This window comes from Burkholderia aenigmatica (assembly GCF_902499175.1).
Taxonomy (GTDB): Bacteria; Pseudomonadota; Gammaproteobacteria; order Burkholderiales; family Burkholderiaceae; genus Burkholderia; species Burkholderia aenigmatica.
The window spans coordinates 58,795-73,457 of the sequence record NZ_CABVQC010000010.1; the positions used below are offsets into that span (position 1 = coordinate 58,795).

Consider the following 14,663-nt stretch of genomic DNA (forward strand, 5'->3'; position numbering starts at 1 on the left):
AAGGTTGTCCACAAGCTTGCCAACACAATCTGTGGAAAAGCCGCGCGTCGCCCGCGCGTCAGGCCGGCAGCGGAAAGCGCACGGTGACGGTCAGCCCGCGTCCGCCGCGCGTGGTGCCGAGCGCCACCGTCGCGCGATGCTGTTCGGCGATCCGCTTGACGATCGACAGCCCGAGCCCGCTGCCCGACGACGTGACGGCCTGCGCGCCTTCGCCGCGATAGAAGCGCTCCCACACGTCGGTGCGTTCGGCTTCCGGGATCCCGGGGCCGTCGTCGGCGACTTCGAGCACGGGCGTCGTGCCGTCGATCCGCGCGGACACGTCGACGCGCGCGCCGTCGCCCGCATAGCGGATCGCGTTGTCGACGAGGTTGTTCAGCAGCACGCGCAGCGTGTCGGCATTGCCCGACGTCATCACGGGCGTCGACACGATCGCACCGAGATCGATCCGGTGCGCGTCGGCGACGCGCGTGCGATCCGATACCACCGACCGGCACAGCGCGGCGAGATCGACGGGCGTCGATGCAGAGGCGGCCGCCTGCGCATCGGGTTCGAGGCGCGCGAGCGTCAGCAGCTGCTCGGCGAGGTGGCCGAGGCGCGTCGTGCCGGCCTGGATCTGCGCGAGGATGTGCTCGCGCTCCTCGGCGGTCGACGCGCGCCGCAGCAACTGCGACTGGATCGACAACCCCATGATCGGCGTGCGCAATTCGTGCGCGGCATCGGCGATGAAGTGCCGCTGCAGCGTGAACGAGCGGTCGAGGCGCGCGAGCAGATCGTTGATCGCTTCGGCGAGCGGACGGACTTCGTTCGGCATCGCACCGACGTCGACCGGTTCCAGATTATTCGCATTCCTGCGTTTGAGGCCGGATGCAATCGTGCGCAGCGGCCGCAACCCTGCGCCGATGCCGAACCACAGGCTGATCGCGAGTAGCGGCAGCATCGAGAACACCGGCCACAGCAGGTGTACGGCGATGGCCGCGATCGCTTCCCAGCGCGCATGGCGTGCCTGCGCGAGCCGGATCGTCGTGCCGCCGCGCTCGGTCACATAGGTGCGCCACGGCTGGCCGCCGACGTCGACGCTCGCGATGCCTTTCTGCGCGGGCGGCGGCAGTTTCGAATCGCGGTCGGTCGAATACACGAGCGTGCCGTTGCGCCAGACCTGCAGCAGCACGGCGTCGGGGTCGCTCGATTCGAAGCCGTGCTTGCCGTTGGCGTGGTTGCTGAACGACAGCTCGCCGTTCGGGCCGACGACGATCTGCTTCGACATGCTGCGCATCTGGTCGTCCAGCAGGTCGTCGAGCTCGCGCAGCGCGCCCCAGTAGGTGCCTGCGCTCGCAACGAGGCCGATCACGCAGGCGGCCGGCAGCAGCCACATCAGCAGGCGCCGCCGCAGCGATGCGCGGCGCCAGCGTACGATCGCGCGTTGCATGTGCGTCATGCGCCGTCACCGATCCGGTAGCCGACGCCGCGCACCGTGCGGATCATGTCGTGGCCGAGTTTCTTGCGCAGGTTGTGGATATGCACCTGCACGGCGTTGCTCTCGATTTCCTCGCCCCAGCTGTACAGCCGCTCCTCGAACTGCTCGCGCGAAATCACCGCGCCCGGGTCGCGCATCAGCTCGTGCAGCAGCACGAACTCCTTCGGCGACAGCGGCACTTCGTCGTCATTGAGCCAGACCAGGTGCTTGACGGGATCGAGCCGCAGCGGGCCGATCACGAGCGTCGTCTGCGCGCGGCCGGCGTGGCGGCGGTTGACCGCGCGGATGCGGGCGAGCAGTTCGTCGAGCTCGAACGGTTTGACGAGATAGTCGTCCGCGCCGCTGTCGAGGCCCGCGATGCGGTCGGGCACGCCGTCGCGCGCGGTGATGATGATCGCGGGCAGGTTTTCGTCGCGGCGGCGCAGCGCGGCGAGCACCGACAGGCCGTCGCGGTTCGGCAGCCCGAGATCGAGCAGCAGCAGGCCGTAGCCGGTCGCGCGCAGCGCGAGCGACGCGGCGTCGCCGTCCTTCACCCAGTCGACGGCGAAGCCTTCCTGTTTGAGGCCCTGTTCGAGCCCGCTGCCGATCAGCGGATCGTCCTCGACGAGCAATACGCGCATGAATTGGTGTCTCTTCAACGGGGTGCCGTGGCACCCGGGGTTCCCATGATAAGCGCACGTGTCTTAGGCGGACCTTAAATGCGGGCGGCGCGCGGCGGGCTTTCGTACGCGTCCAATGCGGCGCCATGTCGCCTCGGCGCGACCTTCAGGTTTGCTTAATCTTACGGTCCGTAATCTGGCGCCGTCGCGTTCAACGGGGCGCGGCGTCACATCGAAGAAGAGGACCGAGATCATGAAACACCTGGCCAGAATCCTGACGGTTGCGCTCGCCACGCTGCCTGCCGCCGTCTACGCGCAATACACGGGGCCGTCCACGCTGACCCCGACGACCGTGAAGGAGCTGCTCGCGAACGGCAAGGACGACCAGCACGTGCAGTTGCAGGGGCGCATCGTCAAGCATGTCGGCGGCGAGGATTACGAATTCGCCGACGCAACCGGCGCGATCCGCGTCGAGATCGACCACAAGCTGTGGGCGGCCGGCCAGCCCGTCAGCGACAAGAACGAAGTGAAGGTGACCGGCGAATTCGAGCGCAAATGGTCGGGCAGCGTGAAGGTCGACGCCGATCACGTCGAAGTGCTGCGCTGACCGGTGCGCACGGGGCCGGTGATACCATGGACGACCGGTTCCCGTTCCCACCAAGATGGCCGCCAATTTCGACGAACTCGCGTCCCGGATCCGGGCGCAATTTTCCGAGCTGAGCCCGCAATTCCAGGCGGGCGCTGCCTTCCTGCTCGATCATCCCGACGAAGTCGCCACCTCGTCGATGCGCAAGGTCGCGCAGCGCGCGCAAGTGCAGCCCGCGTCGCTCGTGCGGCTCGCGCAGCAATTCGGCTTCCCGGGCTGGAACGAGCTGCGCGACCTGTGCGTCGCGCGCGTGCGCACGCGCCCCGAGCCGCTCACGCAGCGGGCGCGCTCGCTCGTGCGGCCCGACGCGAAGGCGTCGCTCGCGCACGACCTGCTCGCCGCGCAACAACACAACCTGTCGGCCACCGCCGCGCAGAACGAGCACGCGCTCGCCGATGCCGCGAAACTGATCCGCAAGGCGTCACACGTGCATGTCGCGGGGTTTCGCTCGTGCTATCCGGTCGCGTTCGGTTTCGTGTACGGCTACCGGCTGTTCCGCCCAACCGTGTCGCTGCTCAGCGGTGTCGCCGGTTCGCTCGAGATGGAGCTGCGGACGATCGCGAAGCAGAGCGTGACCGTGGTCGTCAGCTTCGCGCCGTATTCGGCGGAAGCGACGCGCGTCGCGCAGGCCGCGAAGGCGCAGGGCAGCCGGATCGTCGCGATCACCGACAGCGCGGTGTCGCCGATCGCGCTGCACGCGGATGCACAGCTGATCTTCACGCACGACAGTCCGTCGTTCTTCCCGTCGCTGGTGGCCGCGCATGCGATGGCCGAAGCGCTGGTCGCGCAGTTGCTGGCGCTCGAAGGCAGCGATGCGATCGCCGCGCTCGAACGCACGGAAGCGGAACTGCACGCGAAGGGCGCTTACGTCGTCTGACGCGGTACGTGCGGCTTTAACGCCTCGTTATCATTTTCGATTCAAGCGGATTCAACCGATGACGTTCACATACGAGGTGACGGACGCGGGCGACGCGAACGTTCGCAAGCAGATCGTCGCGCCGCTCATCCGGTTCAACGAAAGCCAGGCGGGCCCGATCGATGCCCGTTCGCTGGCCGTGGTCGTGACCGATGGCGAAGGCGCGGTGGTCGGTGGCCTGTGGGGCAGTACCGCGTACGGCTGGCTGCATGTCGACCTGCTCGTGGTGCCCGAGGCCGCGCGCGGCCAGGGCGCGGGCACGCGCATCATGGACCTGGCCGAGGCGGAAGCCGTCGCGCGCGGCTGCCATAGCGCGTGGCTCGACACGTTCGACTTCCAGGCGCGGCCGTTCTACGAGAAACGCGGCTATGTCCGCTTCGGCGAACTGCCGGATTATCCAGCCGGACACTCGCGCATTTTCCTGACCAAGAAGTTGGCCGCGGGCTGAGTGCCGCCGCCGCATGGCGCGGCGCGGTTGACGAGGTCGCCGGCCGTCGCCTAGGATACCGGTCAGCGATGCAGGTCGCTTCCGGGTCCGCGGAAAGGGTTGAACCCACCTGTCGCAGCAAATTCAGCTTTCCACCTGTCCTTTGTGCTGGCGGTATTGCGGACCTTCGGCCAATACTGCACGAGGATTCGCATGAAAAAGCTGCCCCCCAGGGCCAATCCCGAACATCTGAAAAAGCAGGCCAAGGCATTGTTGCGCCTGTACCGGCAGGGTGACGCCGATGCCGTCGCGCACTTCATCCGGTTTCTGCCTGCCGCCGCGCACCGCACACACGACGAAACGCTCGCGCTCGGGCTCCGGCTGCACGACGCGCAATCCTGCATTGCGCGCGAGTACGGTTTTGCGTCATGGGCCGATCTCGGCGCGTTCGTCGAAACGCACGCGCTGGCGGGGCAACCGCGGTCGCAACTGATCCGGCGCTGGCTCGACCTGGCGTACGGCGGCGACGTGACCGGCGGCTACGACGCCCCCCGGCCGCGTGTTGCCGTGCAACTGCTGCTCGACCATCCCGATCTCGTTGCGGGCGATCCGACCGTCGCATGCGCGGCCGGCGATCTCGACGCGGTGAAGGCGGCGCTGGCCGCCGGTTCCGGCTGGATCGCGCGCGCCGGTGGCGTGCTGAAGCTGCCGCCGCTGGTCGCCGTCACGCATTCGCGGCTCGGGCAGATTCCCGAGTTTGCCGCCAGGCTGCGCGCTTGCGCGCGTCTTCTGCTCGATGCCGGCGCCGATCCGAACCAGCGGATCGGCAACCGCTTTCCGCCGGCTTCGCTCGCCGCGCCCGACGAAGCGGAGCCGCTGTCGGCGCTGTACGGTGCGGCGGGCGTCAATCGCGATCCGCTGCTCACCGCCATGCTGCTGGAAGCCGGCGCCGATCCGAACGACGGCGAATCGCTGTATCACTCGGTGGAAAATCCGGCCTGTACGCGCCTGTTGCTCGAACACGGCGCGCGGGTGGGCGGCACGAATGCGTTGCGGCGCGCGTTCGACATGCGCGACGCGGACGCGCTCGAACTGCTGCTCGCGCATGGCGGCGACCCGAACGAGCCGCCCGGCGCGGGGCTGGCGCAGACCTGGGGCGCGCCGTTGTTGCGGGCGATCGGCGTGCGCTGCTCGGCACGCCATGTCGCCGCGCTGCTGGCGGCCGGCGCCGATCCGCGCGCGCGGACCCCGACCGGCGTCAGTGCGTACCGGCTGGCGATGCAGACCGGGCTGTCCGACGTCGCGGCGCTGTTGGGGGCGGCCGGCGCGGACGAGCCGCTCGACGCGGCAGACGCGTTCGTGGCGGCCTGCGCGCGCGCCGATGCCGACGACGCACGGCGCATCCAGATGCGCCATCCCGAACTGCCCGGTGCGCTGCCCGGCGAGCGGCTGCGACTGCTGCCGGATGCGGCCGCGTGGGGGTCGGGCGACGCGGTGAAGGTCATGGTCGAACTGGGTTGGCCGATCGCGGCGCGGGGCGGCGACTGGGATGCGAGCGCGCTGAATCATGCGGTGTTCCGCGGCGATGCGGGCTTGCTCGCGTTCCTGCTCGCGCACGGCGCGAACTGGCGCGACCTGCACGGGTTCGAGAGCGATGCGCTCGGCACCTTGTCCTGGGCATCCGTCAACGAACCGGAGCAGGTCGGCGCGTCCGACTGGGAGGCTTGCGCGCGGCTGCTGCTCGCGCACGGCGTGCCGCAAGCCGCGCGGGACCCGTCAAATCCGGACGGCGTGCTGATCGACGGTCGCGCGATGCGTTTCTCCGAGGCCGTCACCGACGTGTTGCTCGGTATCGACGGCGGGGTAGCCGCCGCGAAGTAAACGACGGCGGGCCGGCAACGAGCGGGCGGCGGCGCCCGCCCGCTCGTTGCCGACTGCCGGCACGCAGTCGGCGCACCGGTTTTTTCCTGTCGCGCGACGACATTTCGATGAACGCTGAAACGTCGTGTGCACGACCGGCGTAAGCTCAGTCGTCAACTTCCTTCCGGAGTCCACGATGACCCGTTCCGACCTGCAAGCCCGCCAAGCCGAAGCGTTCCGCGCCCTGCATGCACGCCCCGGCGCCTTCATCATCCCGAACCCGTGGGACGCCGGCACCGCGCGCCTGCTCGCGATGGCCGGCTTCGAGGCGCTCGCGACCACGAGTGCTGGCTACGCGTTTTCGAAAGGTCAGCCCGACAATGCGATCGACCGCGACGCGATGCTCGATCACATCGCCGAGATCGTTGCCGCGGGCGGCCTGCCCGTCAGCGCCGATCTCGAGAACGGCTTCGGCGACGCGCCCGACACGGTGGCCGAAACGATCCGGCTCGCGGCCGAGGCCGGCGCGGTCGGCGGCTCGATCGAGGACGCGACGGGCCGTGCCGACGCGCCGATCTACGCGCGCGATGCGGCGATCGACCGCGTCGCGGCGGCCGTCGACGCGGCGCGCGCGCTGCCGTTTCCGTTCACGCTGACCGCGCGCTGCGAAAACTACCTGCATGGCCGGCCCGACCTCGCCGATACGATCGCGCGGCTCGTTGCGTATCGCGACGCGGGCGCCGACGTGCTGTATGCGCCGGGCATCACCGATGCGGACGAAATCGCGGCGGTGACGCAGGCGGTCGGTGCGCCCGTGAACGTCGTGATGGGGTTGCGGGGCGGGTTGCTGAGCCTCGACGCACTGGCGGCGCTCGGCGTGAAGCGCGTGAGCGTCGGCGGCGCGCTGGCGCGGGCCGCGCTCGGCGCGTTCCTGCGCGCCGCGAAGGAGATGGCGCAGGACGGCACGTTCACGTTTACGCAAGCGGCCGTGCCCGGGCGCGATATCAACCGCTGGTTTGCGTCGCCCGATAATTCACCGGTTTTGTTCGGGGAATGAGCGCAAATAAATCGTGGGATCGTTTCCAGCCGATATATTGATTGACAATAATCAACCGATTTCGCGTCTGAATTAAACGTCGGTGACGACGCAAAATTCATCGTCTATTCTCCGCATTCCGCCCGTTCGACCGGGGCCGGCGCGCAAGCCGCGCCGGATCGGCCGAGTGGGCGCCCGCCGTGCGCATCGATGCCGCGCATTGTTGCATTTTCCCCGCCGTGAGTTTTTTACGCGGGAGTTGCCGGCCGGTTTTTTGATTGATAATCTGCGGCACCTTCGCAAGAACGGTCGGTGAGCCGCCGAGAATATCGATATATAAAAATGCTGAGAGAGCGATGACGATCCGAGAAAATCAACGCGTCCGGTTTCGCGTCGGCGATGTCGTGACGCTGAAGACGGGCGGGCCGCGCATGACCGTCACCTATGCCGGGCCGGTCGTGTTCGACGACGGCGACTGGCTGATCTGCCAGTGGTTCGACGAAAACGGCGAATTCCGGCAGGAAATGTTCCATCACGACACGGTGGTGCCCGAGCCGCGCGCGATTTCGGCCGGGCGCGTCCGCATGCGCATGCAGTCGCATCGCTACCGGTCGGCTGCCTGACGTTCCCCTGTCGTCGCGATGCGGCCATGCGCGATGCCCGCGCCGCGACATTTCACGCCAGCCCGAAACTTGCGGCGGCGCGCTACGCCGATACTGTCCGCATGAACCCGACCGATCCCATCGCAGCGGTCACGCACCGCGATCCCTATCCCTACTATGCGGCGCTCGTCGACGGGCCGCCGCTCGCGTTCGACGCCACGCTCGGCCTGTGGGTCGCGAGCCGCGCGGCCGCCGTGACGGCCGTGCTCGGCCATCCGGCCTGCCGCGTGCGCCCGCTGGACGCGCCGGTGCCGCCCGCGTTGCGCGGTACGACGGCCGGCGCGCTGTTCGGCGAGCTGGTGCGGATGAACGACGGCACGTTGCGGCACGACGTGCCGAAGCAGGCGCTGCGCACCGCATTCGCGCCGATCGACACGGCTGCGCTGCACGCCCGAGCCGCGCAGCTTGCCGCGCGGCGCTTGCCGGCGCCGGGCGATGCCGGCGCGCTGAATGCGTGGTGCATGACGGTGCCCGTCTGCGCGGTTGCCGATCTGCTCGGCTTCGACGAGACGCAGCTCGACGATATCGCGGCGCGGGTCGTCGATTTCGTCGCCGCGCTGTCACCGTTGTCGGATACCGTCGCCCTGGCCCGCGCGAGCGACGCCGCGCGGCAGCTGCTCGACCGGATGACGGAGCGCGTCGCGCAGACGCATGCGCACGACGGCACGCTCGTCGCCGCCGTCCAGCAGGCGGCCCGCGCGTCGGGCTGGCAGGGCAGCGGCGCAATGATTGCGAATCTCGTCGGACTGCTGTCGCAGACTTGCGAGGCGACCGCCGCGTGGCTCGGCAATGCGCTGGTGGCGTGGAACGGTGAGGCGGGAGCGGGCGCCGCGCACGCCGTGCTGGACGATGCCGCGCTCGACGCATTCGTTGCCGAAGTCGGGCGCTTCGATTCACCCGTACAGAACACGCGCCGCTTCGTCGCATCGCGCACGACGATCGAAGGCGTGACCGTCGAAGCCGGCGACGCGATCCTCGTCGTGCTCGCCGCGGCGAACCGCGACCCGGCCGTACATCGCGATCCGCACCGGTTCATGCCCGTCCGCACGGCCGGGCCGAATTTCGGCTTCGGCACGGGGCCGCATGGCTGCCCGGGCGAGCGGATCGCGCGGGCGGTAACGGCGGGGTCGTTCGGGGCGTGGCTGCGTGCGGGCGGCGGGCTGCCGCACGACGGGCTTGCTTGGGATTACCGCGCGTCGACCAATGTCAGGATGCCGAAGTTCGACGCGGTACGGTAACGGGGAAAGAGGGACTTAACGGCAGCCTTGCTTTTCCGCCCATTGCTCCTGGGCGGCGACACGGCGCTGCACGCGCTCGACGAGACCGGTGGAAAAGGTCCGCATGCTGATGCCGCGGCGCTTGGCGAGGATCGTCTGCGCGACATCGGTGCGCGGGTTCGGCTGGCAGGCCCAGTACAGCGTCATCAGCCAGCCGATGCCGGTCCACCCGAACAGCGCGTTGAACATCGCGACCGTCAGCTTGTCGTGCCGGCCGCGCCGGTCGGCAATGACCGCCGGCAGAAAATAGATCGCGATCGCGGCCACCGAACCGGCCACTTGAATCAGGACTGCGTTCTGCATGTTGCTGCTCCATCCGAACTGCAATGGGACCGATTGTCGCGCTTTTTTCGTTCGCGTGCAGGCCGCGCACAGGCAATTGATTGTTGCGCTTTTAATGACGATCAGCCGGCTTCGGCGTCCGCCGGCTGCACTTCGTTGCTCAGCGCGAAACCTTCGTCGCGCCAGCCCGTCACGCCGCCGATCATCAGCTTGACCGGCCGGCCGAGGCGCGCGAGCTGGATTGCCGCGCGCGCGGCGCCGTTGCAGTGCGGGCCTGCGCAGTAGACGACGAACAGCGTGCTGGTCGGATAGCCGGCGAGCTTGCTCTCGATGATCTTGCGGTGCGGCAGGTTGCGCGCGCCGGGCACGTGGCCGGCGGCGAACAGGTCGGGGCCGCGCACGTCGAGCAGCACGAAATCGGGTGCACCCGATGCGAGCGCGTCGTGCACGTCCCAGCAATCGGTCTCGAAGCGCAGCGTCGCCTCGAAGTGCGCGAGGGCGGCGGGGCTGTCGGCGGCGGGCACGTCGGTGACGTAGGACATGAGCAGGTTCTCCAGAAGGTTGCGCGGAACGCGGTGGAATGAGGGGCAGTATCGCGGTTCCGCACGTTTCGCGGCAGTGGCGCGATCGACAAGTTCCGGTAACATCGCGCCATGCTCAATCATCTCGTCGTCGCGCTCGCCTACGATCGCCTCTGCACGTTCGAATTCGGCTGCGTGGTCGAACTGTTCGCCCTCGAACGCCCCGAGCTCGGGGTCGACTGGTATCGCTTCGCGGTCTGCGCGAGCGAGCCGGGGCCCGTGCGCGCGGCGGGCGGCATCACGGTCGCCGCGCCGTACCGGCTCGCGACGCTCGATCGCGCCGATACCATCGTGATTCCCGGCTGGCGCGATCCGGAAGAACTGCCGCCGGAGCCGTTGCTGAAGAAACTGCGGGCCGCGCATCGCCGCGGCGCGCGGCTCTGCTCGATCTGCTCGGGCGTGTTCGTGCTGGCCGCGGCCGGCGTGCTCGACGGCCTCACGGTGACGACCCACTGGCGCTATGCGGAGAAATTGCAGGCGCGCTATCCGGCGCTGCGCGTGAATCCCGATGCGCTTTACGTCGACGAAGGGCAGGTGATCACATCGGCCGGATCGGCGGCGGGGCTCGACATGCTGCTGCATCTCGTGCGCCGCGATCACGGCGGCGCAATTGCGAACCGGGTCGCGCAGCGCCTCGTGCTGCCGCCGCATCGCGACGGCGGCCAGGCGCAGTTCGTGCCGCGCCCGGTCGCGCCGGGCGGCACCGACCGGCTCGCGAAGCTGATCGACTGGATGCGCGCGCACGCGGCCGAGCCGCACACGCTCGCATCGCTCGCCGCGCAGGCCGCGATGAGCACGCGCACGCTGCAACGTCAGTTCGCGGATGCGACGGGAATGTCGCCGCTCGCGTGGCTGATCCGCGAACGCGTGAACGTCGCGAAGGACATGCTCGAAGCGCACCCTGCGCTGTCGCTCGCGCAGGTCGCGGCGCGCGCCGGGTTCGGTTCCGAGGAATCGCTGCGCCGGCATTTCCGGCGCGTCGCGGCGACGAGTCCGGCCGCGTACCGGCGCGGGATGGATCGTGGCGTAAGATCGCAGGACGCGTGAGCGCCGCGCATCCGCGCGGCGGCGACGGCTTTCGTACCCGGCGGCGCATCGTCTGACCGGGGCATTCCGGACGAAAGCGGAATCAAACAACAACATGACACTCAGAGAGAACCTCGGCTTCGGCTTCATGCGCGATGACGCGCACGTGTATTGCCATGACGACCCGTTGCGGGACCGCGCGGGCAACCTCATCGAAGGCATCGTGATCGACGGCTTCCGGCCGTTGTCCCAGTACCTGGCGACGGACGGCGTGCGCGCCTACGCGCGCACGTTCACGTGGTTGCGCTTCACCGTGCTCGACGTCGACGCCGCGACGTTTCGACCGCTGGACGAATCGCATGCCGTCGACGCGAACCATGTCTACTTCCAGAACCGCAAGCTGGCTGGCGCGTCGCCCGCGCGCTTCCGGTTGCTGACCGATGCCTGGGGGCACGACGATCGCTACCTGTATCACTACGGCAAGCGCATGCGCGGTGCGGATCCCGCGACGCTGCGGTGGGTCGGCGCGTATCTGGTCGATGCGCAGCGGGTCTGGTATGACGGGCGAGAGGTCGAAGGCGCCGAAGCGGCAAGCTTCGTCAGCGCGGACGAGGTGGCGCAGGATCACGCGACCGACCGGGCGCGGCCGTACCGTTACGGGCACGCGGCCGATCCCGGCTCGCGCGAGAAATGGGAGCGCGACTGGTCGCCGTTTTTTGCCGCGCACCCCGAGCTGCAAGGCTACTGGTGGCATACCATCGTCGGGCAGACTGCGGTGGATATACCGGCGCAGGAACTCGGCGGCGGGTTCCGGGTAGTCGGCAACCAAGTGTATCTGCACGACCTGCCGCTGCTCGAACCGGATGCGGCGACGGTCCGGTGGCTCGGCGACTCGTTCATCGCCGACCGGTCGCGACTCTACTCATACGCGACGTACCACAAGGGTTTTCTCGACGGCGGCCCGCTTCCCGGCGATCCTGCCCGGTGGCGACATCTGGCCGGGCCGTGGTATCAGGCCGGTGACCATTGCTATCTGAAGCAGTGGCGCGGTCATTCGGAAGCCGCGAAGGTCGACGGCGAGACATTCGAAGTCCTGAACGACACCTACGCGAAGGATCGCAATGGCGTGCTGTGCATGCTGGTCCGCAAGCGCGGTATCGATCCGGCACGGATCGAAGCCGTCGGCGACTATTACCTGCGCGATGGCGACCGGTTGTTCTATTTCGGCAAGGAAGTGAAGGCCCGGTTCGATGGCGCGACCGCCGAAGTCGTCGGGCCCGGCTTCCTGCGCGACGGGCAGGGGCGGTTGCTGCACGACAACCAGCCATATCGGCGCGGTGTCGATGGCGCGACGCTCGCGTTCCTCTCGGAATATTTCGCACGGGACCGTGCGCGAGTCTACGTCTATTGCAACGGTGCCGAACTCGTGCCGCTGCCGGGCGTCGATCCGGCCGGCTTTCGCCTCGAGCAGCCGGATACCGGCACGGACGGTAGCCGCCGCTATGTGTATCAGGCGTGGCTTGCCGCATGGCGCGCGCGGCACCGGGCGCCGATGCCCGACTACGTGCCGCCGGATTACGTGGCGCCCGAAGCGGGCGCGCAGGCCGCTGCCGCTCCGGCGCTCGAATCGGTATCGGCGCATGCGTCGTCGCAAGTAGCGCTCGCCGGGACGGTTGCGGCCCGTCGTGCGTGCGTGCTCGAATGGACGCGCGACGCAAAGGGGGATCCGCGCCTCGTCGTGGCTGGCGAAGGATTCTGCGACATCTGGGATCTTGCGCAGCGACGGGTGGTCGCGTCGTTCGAACTGCCGCGTCCGTTCGTGCCGGACGAAGCGGATGCGACGGCCACGGACCGGCTGCGCAACCTGCCGGTGAGCGCATCGGCCGATGCGGCGCTGTCGACGCTGATCGTCGCGTACTGGGACAACACGGCGCTTTACCGGGTCGACGCCGCGAGCGGTGCGGCGCACCTGTGCTGGCGCGCCGAAAGCCGGTACGACTATCTGGAGCGGATCCACCTGTCATCCGACGCGCGCGAAGCGTGGGTGCGCGTCCGCAACCGGCTCTACCGTGTGCCGCTCACCGACGGCGGCACGCTCGACGTGCTCGATTACGACCTGGCCGACCAGCGCTTCCACGATGCGCCATTCGCGGTGAGCGCCGGCCGGCGTCGCCGTGCGTTCGCACGGGACGAGGCGTTGACGGTGCGTACGGAGGGCGAGGCCGATTGCGAATTGCCGGGGGCGGACAACGGCTTCCCCTGCGCGTTTTCCGACGACGGCGCCAGCGTGCTGGCGCGCGATGCGAAATGCGTGTTGCGCGAGTTCGATGTCGGCAGCGGCAAGCGGCTCGCGTTGCATCGCGGCGGCTGGTGCGAGCGGAAGTGGTTCAAGAGCCAGGCCGGCTGGATCGACGGGCGTCCGGTGTTTGCCGGCCTGCCGAAGAGCGGGCGCGGCGAGGTCGATATCTGGGATGCACTCGACGACCGGCTGCTGTTTCGCATCGAGGCCGCCACGTGCGTACCCGAACCGGACGCGGGCTGACGCGGTCGCGGCGACGTTTTTCCGGCGTTCGTGGAATGAATGTCGGGAGAGTCTGCAGGCCGCGCAGCCTGCAGACGCGATCGCACCGTGGTGCAACCAACGCAATGGCAAGCCCGATGATGCGATCAGGGGCGTCCTTGACCGAAGAGGCGAGACGCACTCGGCCTCTTCGCAAGACTGCCTTGTAACATGCTCTTTTGCGACATTCACATCTTCCCCAAGGACGATTCCGATGACGATGCTGCCTTCCCGTTTGCCGCTGATCCAGGCCCCGATGGTGGGCTCGCTGAGTCCGCTTGCGATTGCGGTATGCGAAGCCGGCGGGCTCGGCTCGCTCGCGTGCGCGGCGCTCGGCCCGCAGCAACTGCGCGACGAGATCGCGGCGATCCGCGCCCGCACGCCCGCACCGTTCAACGTGAACTTCTTCTGCCATACGCCGCCGGCGCCCGACGCCGAGGTCGACGCGCGCTGGCGTGCTGCGCTCGCCGGCTACTACGCGGAAGCCGGGCTCGATCCGGCCGGCGTGAAGGGCGGCCCCGGCCGCGCGCCGTTCGACGATGCGATGTGCGCGGTCGTCGAGGAATGGCGGCCGGCTGTCGTGAGCTTCCACTTCGGGTTGCCGGACGACCCGCTGCTCGATCGCGTGCGGCGCACGGGTGCGCTGGTCGTGTCGTCCGCGACGACCGTCGAGGAAGCGCGCTGGCTGGATGCGCGCGGCGTCGACGCGATCGTCGCGCAGGGCGCGGAGGCCGGCGGTCATCGCGGAATGTTCCTGACCGACGACATCCACGCGCAACCGGGCCTGTTCGCGTTGCTGCCGCAGATCGTCGACGCGGTGCGCGCGCCGGTGATCGCGGCCGGCGCGATCGCCGACGGGCGGGGCATCGCGGCCGCGTTCGCGCTCGGCGCGCGCGCGGTGCAGATCGGCACCGGCTATCTGCTGACGCCGCAGGCCGGCCGCTCGGCGCAGCATCGCGCGGCGGTGCGTGCCGCGCGCGACGACGGCACGCGCATGACCAACCTGTACACGGGCCGCCCCGCGCGCGGGCTGCTGACGCGCTTCATGCGCGAGCAGGGGCCGATGAGCGCGCTCGCGCCGGCGTTCCCGCTCGCGACGGCCGCGGTCGATCCGCTGCGCGGCGCGTTCGAGCGGCAAGGCCGCGACGACTTCTCGCTGCTGTGGTCGGGCGAGGCTGCGGCGCTCGCGCGTGAAGAGGAGGCGGGCGAACTGACGCGACGCCTGTGGCGCGACGCGCTGGCGTGCGCGGCAGGGCTGCGCGACGCGTTCCCGCAGGCGGTCTGAACGACCGGGAAGGGGCGCCGGCGCGGGTGCAT

Annotated in this window: 14 protein-coding genes; 10 read left to right on the forward strand and 4 right to left on the reverse strand. The window is 69.1% G+C overall.

Annotated elements, in window-relative coordinates; all coding sequences use genetic code 11:
- Window positions 1–58: 58 nt before the first annotated feature.
- The gene (locus BDO18943_RS09745) at window positions 59–1,435 is read right to left on the reverse strand and encodes an ATP-binding protein (protein WP_175022110.1); all 1,377 of its coding nucleotides are present in this window, start codon (window positions 1,433–1,435) and stop codon (window positions 59–61) included.
- Window positions 1,432–2,094, reverse strand: a complete 663-nt coding sequence (locus BDO18943_RS09750; RefSeq protein WP_011354376.1) for a response regulator — start codon at window positions 2,092–2,094, stop codon at window positions 1,432–1,434. The genes BDO18943_RS09745 and BDO18943_RS09750 overlap by 4 nt, the downstream gene beginning before the upstream one ends.
- Before the next feature lie 232 nt (window positions 2,095–2,326).
- Here BDO18943_RS09750 and BDO18943_RS09755 point away from each other — a divergent pair, with 232 nt between their 5' ends.
- From BDO18943_RS09755 to BDO18943_RS09785, 7 genes are all read left to right on the forward strand, one after another.
- The gene (locus BDO18943_RS09755) at window positions 2,327–2,680 is read left to right on the forward strand and encodes a YgiW/YdeI family stress tolerance OB fold protein (RefSeq protein ID WP_175022111.1); all 354 of its coding nucleotides are present in this window, start codon (window positions 2,327–2,329) and stop codon (window positions 2,678–2,680) included.
- Window positions 2,681–2,735: 55 nt separating this feature from the next.
- Complete coding sequence (locus BDO18943_RS09760; RefSeq protein ID WP_175022112.1) at window positions 2,736–3,596, forward strand: MurR/RpiR family transcriptional regulator; 861 nt, start codon at window positions 2,736–2,738, stop codon at window positions 3,594–3,596.
- 58 nt (window positions 3,597–3,654) lie between these two features.
- On the forward strand, window positions 3,655–4,083 hold the full coding sequence (locus BDO18943_RS09765) for a GNAT family N-acetyltransferase (protein ID WP_043180088.1): 429 nt from the start codon (window positions 3,655–3,657) through the stop codon (window positions 4,081–4,083).
- Window positions 4,084–4,275: 192 nt separating this feature from the next.
- The gene (locus BDO18943_RS09770) at window positions 4,276–5,943 is read left to right on the forward strand and encodes an ankyrin repeat domain-containing protein (RefSeq protein WP_175022113.1); all 1,668 of its coding nucleotides are present in this window, start codon (window positions 4,276–4,278) and stop codon (window positions 5,941–5,943) included.
- A gap of 175 nt (window positions 5,944–6,118) precedes the next feature.
- Window positions 6,119–6,979: an isocitrate lyase/PEP mutase family protein gene (locus tag BDO18943_RS09775; RefSeq protein ID WP_175022114.1), complete on the forward strand. Its 861-nt coding sequence runs from the start codon at window positions 6,119–6,121 to the stop codon at window positions 6,977–6,979.
- Between the two features lie 335 nt (window positions 6,980–7,314).
- Window positions 7,315–7,581 (forward strand): YodC family protein, encoded by a 267-nt coding sequence (locus BDO18943_RS09780; RefSeq protein WP_122947699.1) that lies wholly within the window; start codon window positions 7,315–7,317, stop codon window positions 7,579–7,581.
- Window positions 7,582–7,682: 101 nt separating this feature from the next.
- The gene (locus BDO18943_RS09785; RefSeq protein ID WP_175022115.1) at window positions 7,683–8,858 is read left to right on the forward strand and encodes a cytochrome P450; all 1,176 of its coding nucleotides are present in this window, start codon (window positions 7,683–7,685) and stop codon (window positions 8,856–8,858) included.
- Window positions 8,859–8,873: 15 nt separating this feature from the next.
- Here BDO18943_RS09785 and BDO18943_RS09790 read toward each other — a convergent pair whose 3' ends face one another.
- On the reverse strand, window positions 8,874–9,200 hold the full coding sequence (locus BDO18943_RS09790) for a superinfection immunity protein (RefSeq protein ID WP_011354384.1): 327 nt from the start codon (window positions 9,198–9,200) through the stop codon (window positions 8,874–8,876).
- Window positions 9,201–9,301: 101 nt separating this feature from the next.
- Window positions 9,302–9,721, reverse strand: a complete 420-nt coding sequence (locus BDO18943_RS09795) for a rhodanese-like domain-containing protein (RefSeq protein ID WP_175022116.1) — start codon at window positions 9,719–9,721, stop codon at window positions 9,302–9,304.
- Window positions 9,722–9,832: 111 nt separating this feature from the next.
- Here BDO18943_RS09795 and ftrA point away from each other — a divergent pair, with 111 nt between their 5' ends.
- From ftrA to BDO18943_RS09810, 3 genes are all read left to right on the forward strand, one after another.
- A complete protein-coding gene (gene ftrA, locus BDO18943_RS09800; protein WP_175022117.1) occupies window positions 9,833–10,807 on the forward strand; it encodes a transcriptional regulator FtrA in 975 nt (324 codons plus the stop codon).
- Window positions 10,808–10,901: 94 nt separating this feature from the next.
- On the forward strand, window positions 10,902–13,328 hold the full coding sequence (locus BDO18943_RS09805) for a DKNYY domain-containing protein (RefSeq protein ID WP_175022118.1): 2,427 nt from the start codon (window positions 10,902–10,904) through the stop codon (window positions 13,326–13,328).
- Window positions 13,329–13,560: 232 nt separating this feature from the next.
- Entirely contained in the window at window positions 13,561–14,631 is a 1,071-nt protein-coding gene (locus BDO18943_RS09810) for an NAD(P)H-dependent flavin oxidoreductase (RefSeq protein ID WP_175022119.1), read from the forward strand.
- Window positions 14,632–14,663: the final 32 nt, after the last annotated feature.

Excerpts from the sequence above, each read along its gene's own strand:
- BDO18943_RS09745 (WP_175022110.1), bottom strand. The coding sequence starts at position 1,435 with ATGACGCACATGCAACGCGCGATCGTACGCTGGCGCCGCGCATCGCTG.
- BDO18943_RS09750 (WP_011354376.1), bottom strand. The coding sequence starts at position 2,094 with ATGCGCGTATTGCTCGTCGAGGACGATCCGCTGATCGGCAGCGGGCTC.
- BDO18943_RS09755 (WP_175022111.1), top strand. The coding sequence starts at position 2,327 with ATGAAACACCTGGCCAGAATCCTGACGGTTGCGCTCGCCACGCTGCCT.
- BDO18943_RS09760 (WP_175022112.1), top strand. The coding sequence starts at position 2,736 with ATGGCCGCCAATTTCGACGAACTCGCGTCCCGGATCCGGGCGCAATTT.
- BDO18943_RS09765 (WP_043180088.1), top strand. The coding sequence starts at position 3,655 with ATGACGTTCACATACGAGGTGACGGACGCGGGCGACGCGAACGTTCGC.
- BDO18943_RS09770 (WP_175022113.1), top strand. The coding sequence starts at position 4,276 with ATGAAAAAGCTGCCCCCCAGGGCCAATCCCGAACATCTGAAAAAGCAG.
- BDO18943_RS09775 (WP_175022114.1), top strand. The coding sequence starts at position 6,119 with ATGACCCGTTCCGACCTGCAAGCCCGCCAAGCCGAAGCGTTCCGCGCC.
- BDO18943_RS09780 (WP_122947699.1), top strand. The coding sequence starts at position 7,315 with ATGACGATCCGAGAAAATCAACGCGTCCGGTTTCGCGTCGGCGATGTC.
- BDO18943_RS09785 (WP_175022115.1), top strand. The coding sequence starts at position 7,683 with ATGAACCCGACCGATCCCATCGCAGCGGTCACGCACCGCGATCCCTAT.
- BDO18943_RS09790 (WP_011354384.1), bottom strand. The coding sequence starts at position 9,200 with ATGCAGAACGCAGTCCTGATTCAAGTGGCCGGTTCGGTGGCCGCGATC.
- BDO18943_RS09795 (WP_175022116.1), bottom strand. The coding sequence starts at position 9,721 with ATGTCCTACGTCACCGACGTGCCCGCCGCCGACAGCCCCGCCGCCCTC.
- ftrA (WP_175022117.1), top strand. The coding sequence starts at position 9,833 with ATGCTCAATCATCTCGTCGTCGCGCTCGCCTACGATCGCCTCTGCACG.
- BDO18943_RS09805 (WP_175022118.1), top strand. The coding sequence starts at position 10,902 with ATGACACTCAGAGAGAACCTCGGCTTCGGCTTCATGCGCGATGACGCG.
- BDO18943_RS09810 (WP_175022119.1), top strand. The coding sequence starts at position 13,561 with ATGACGATGCTGCCTTCCCGTTTGCCGCTGATCCAGGCCCCGATGGTG.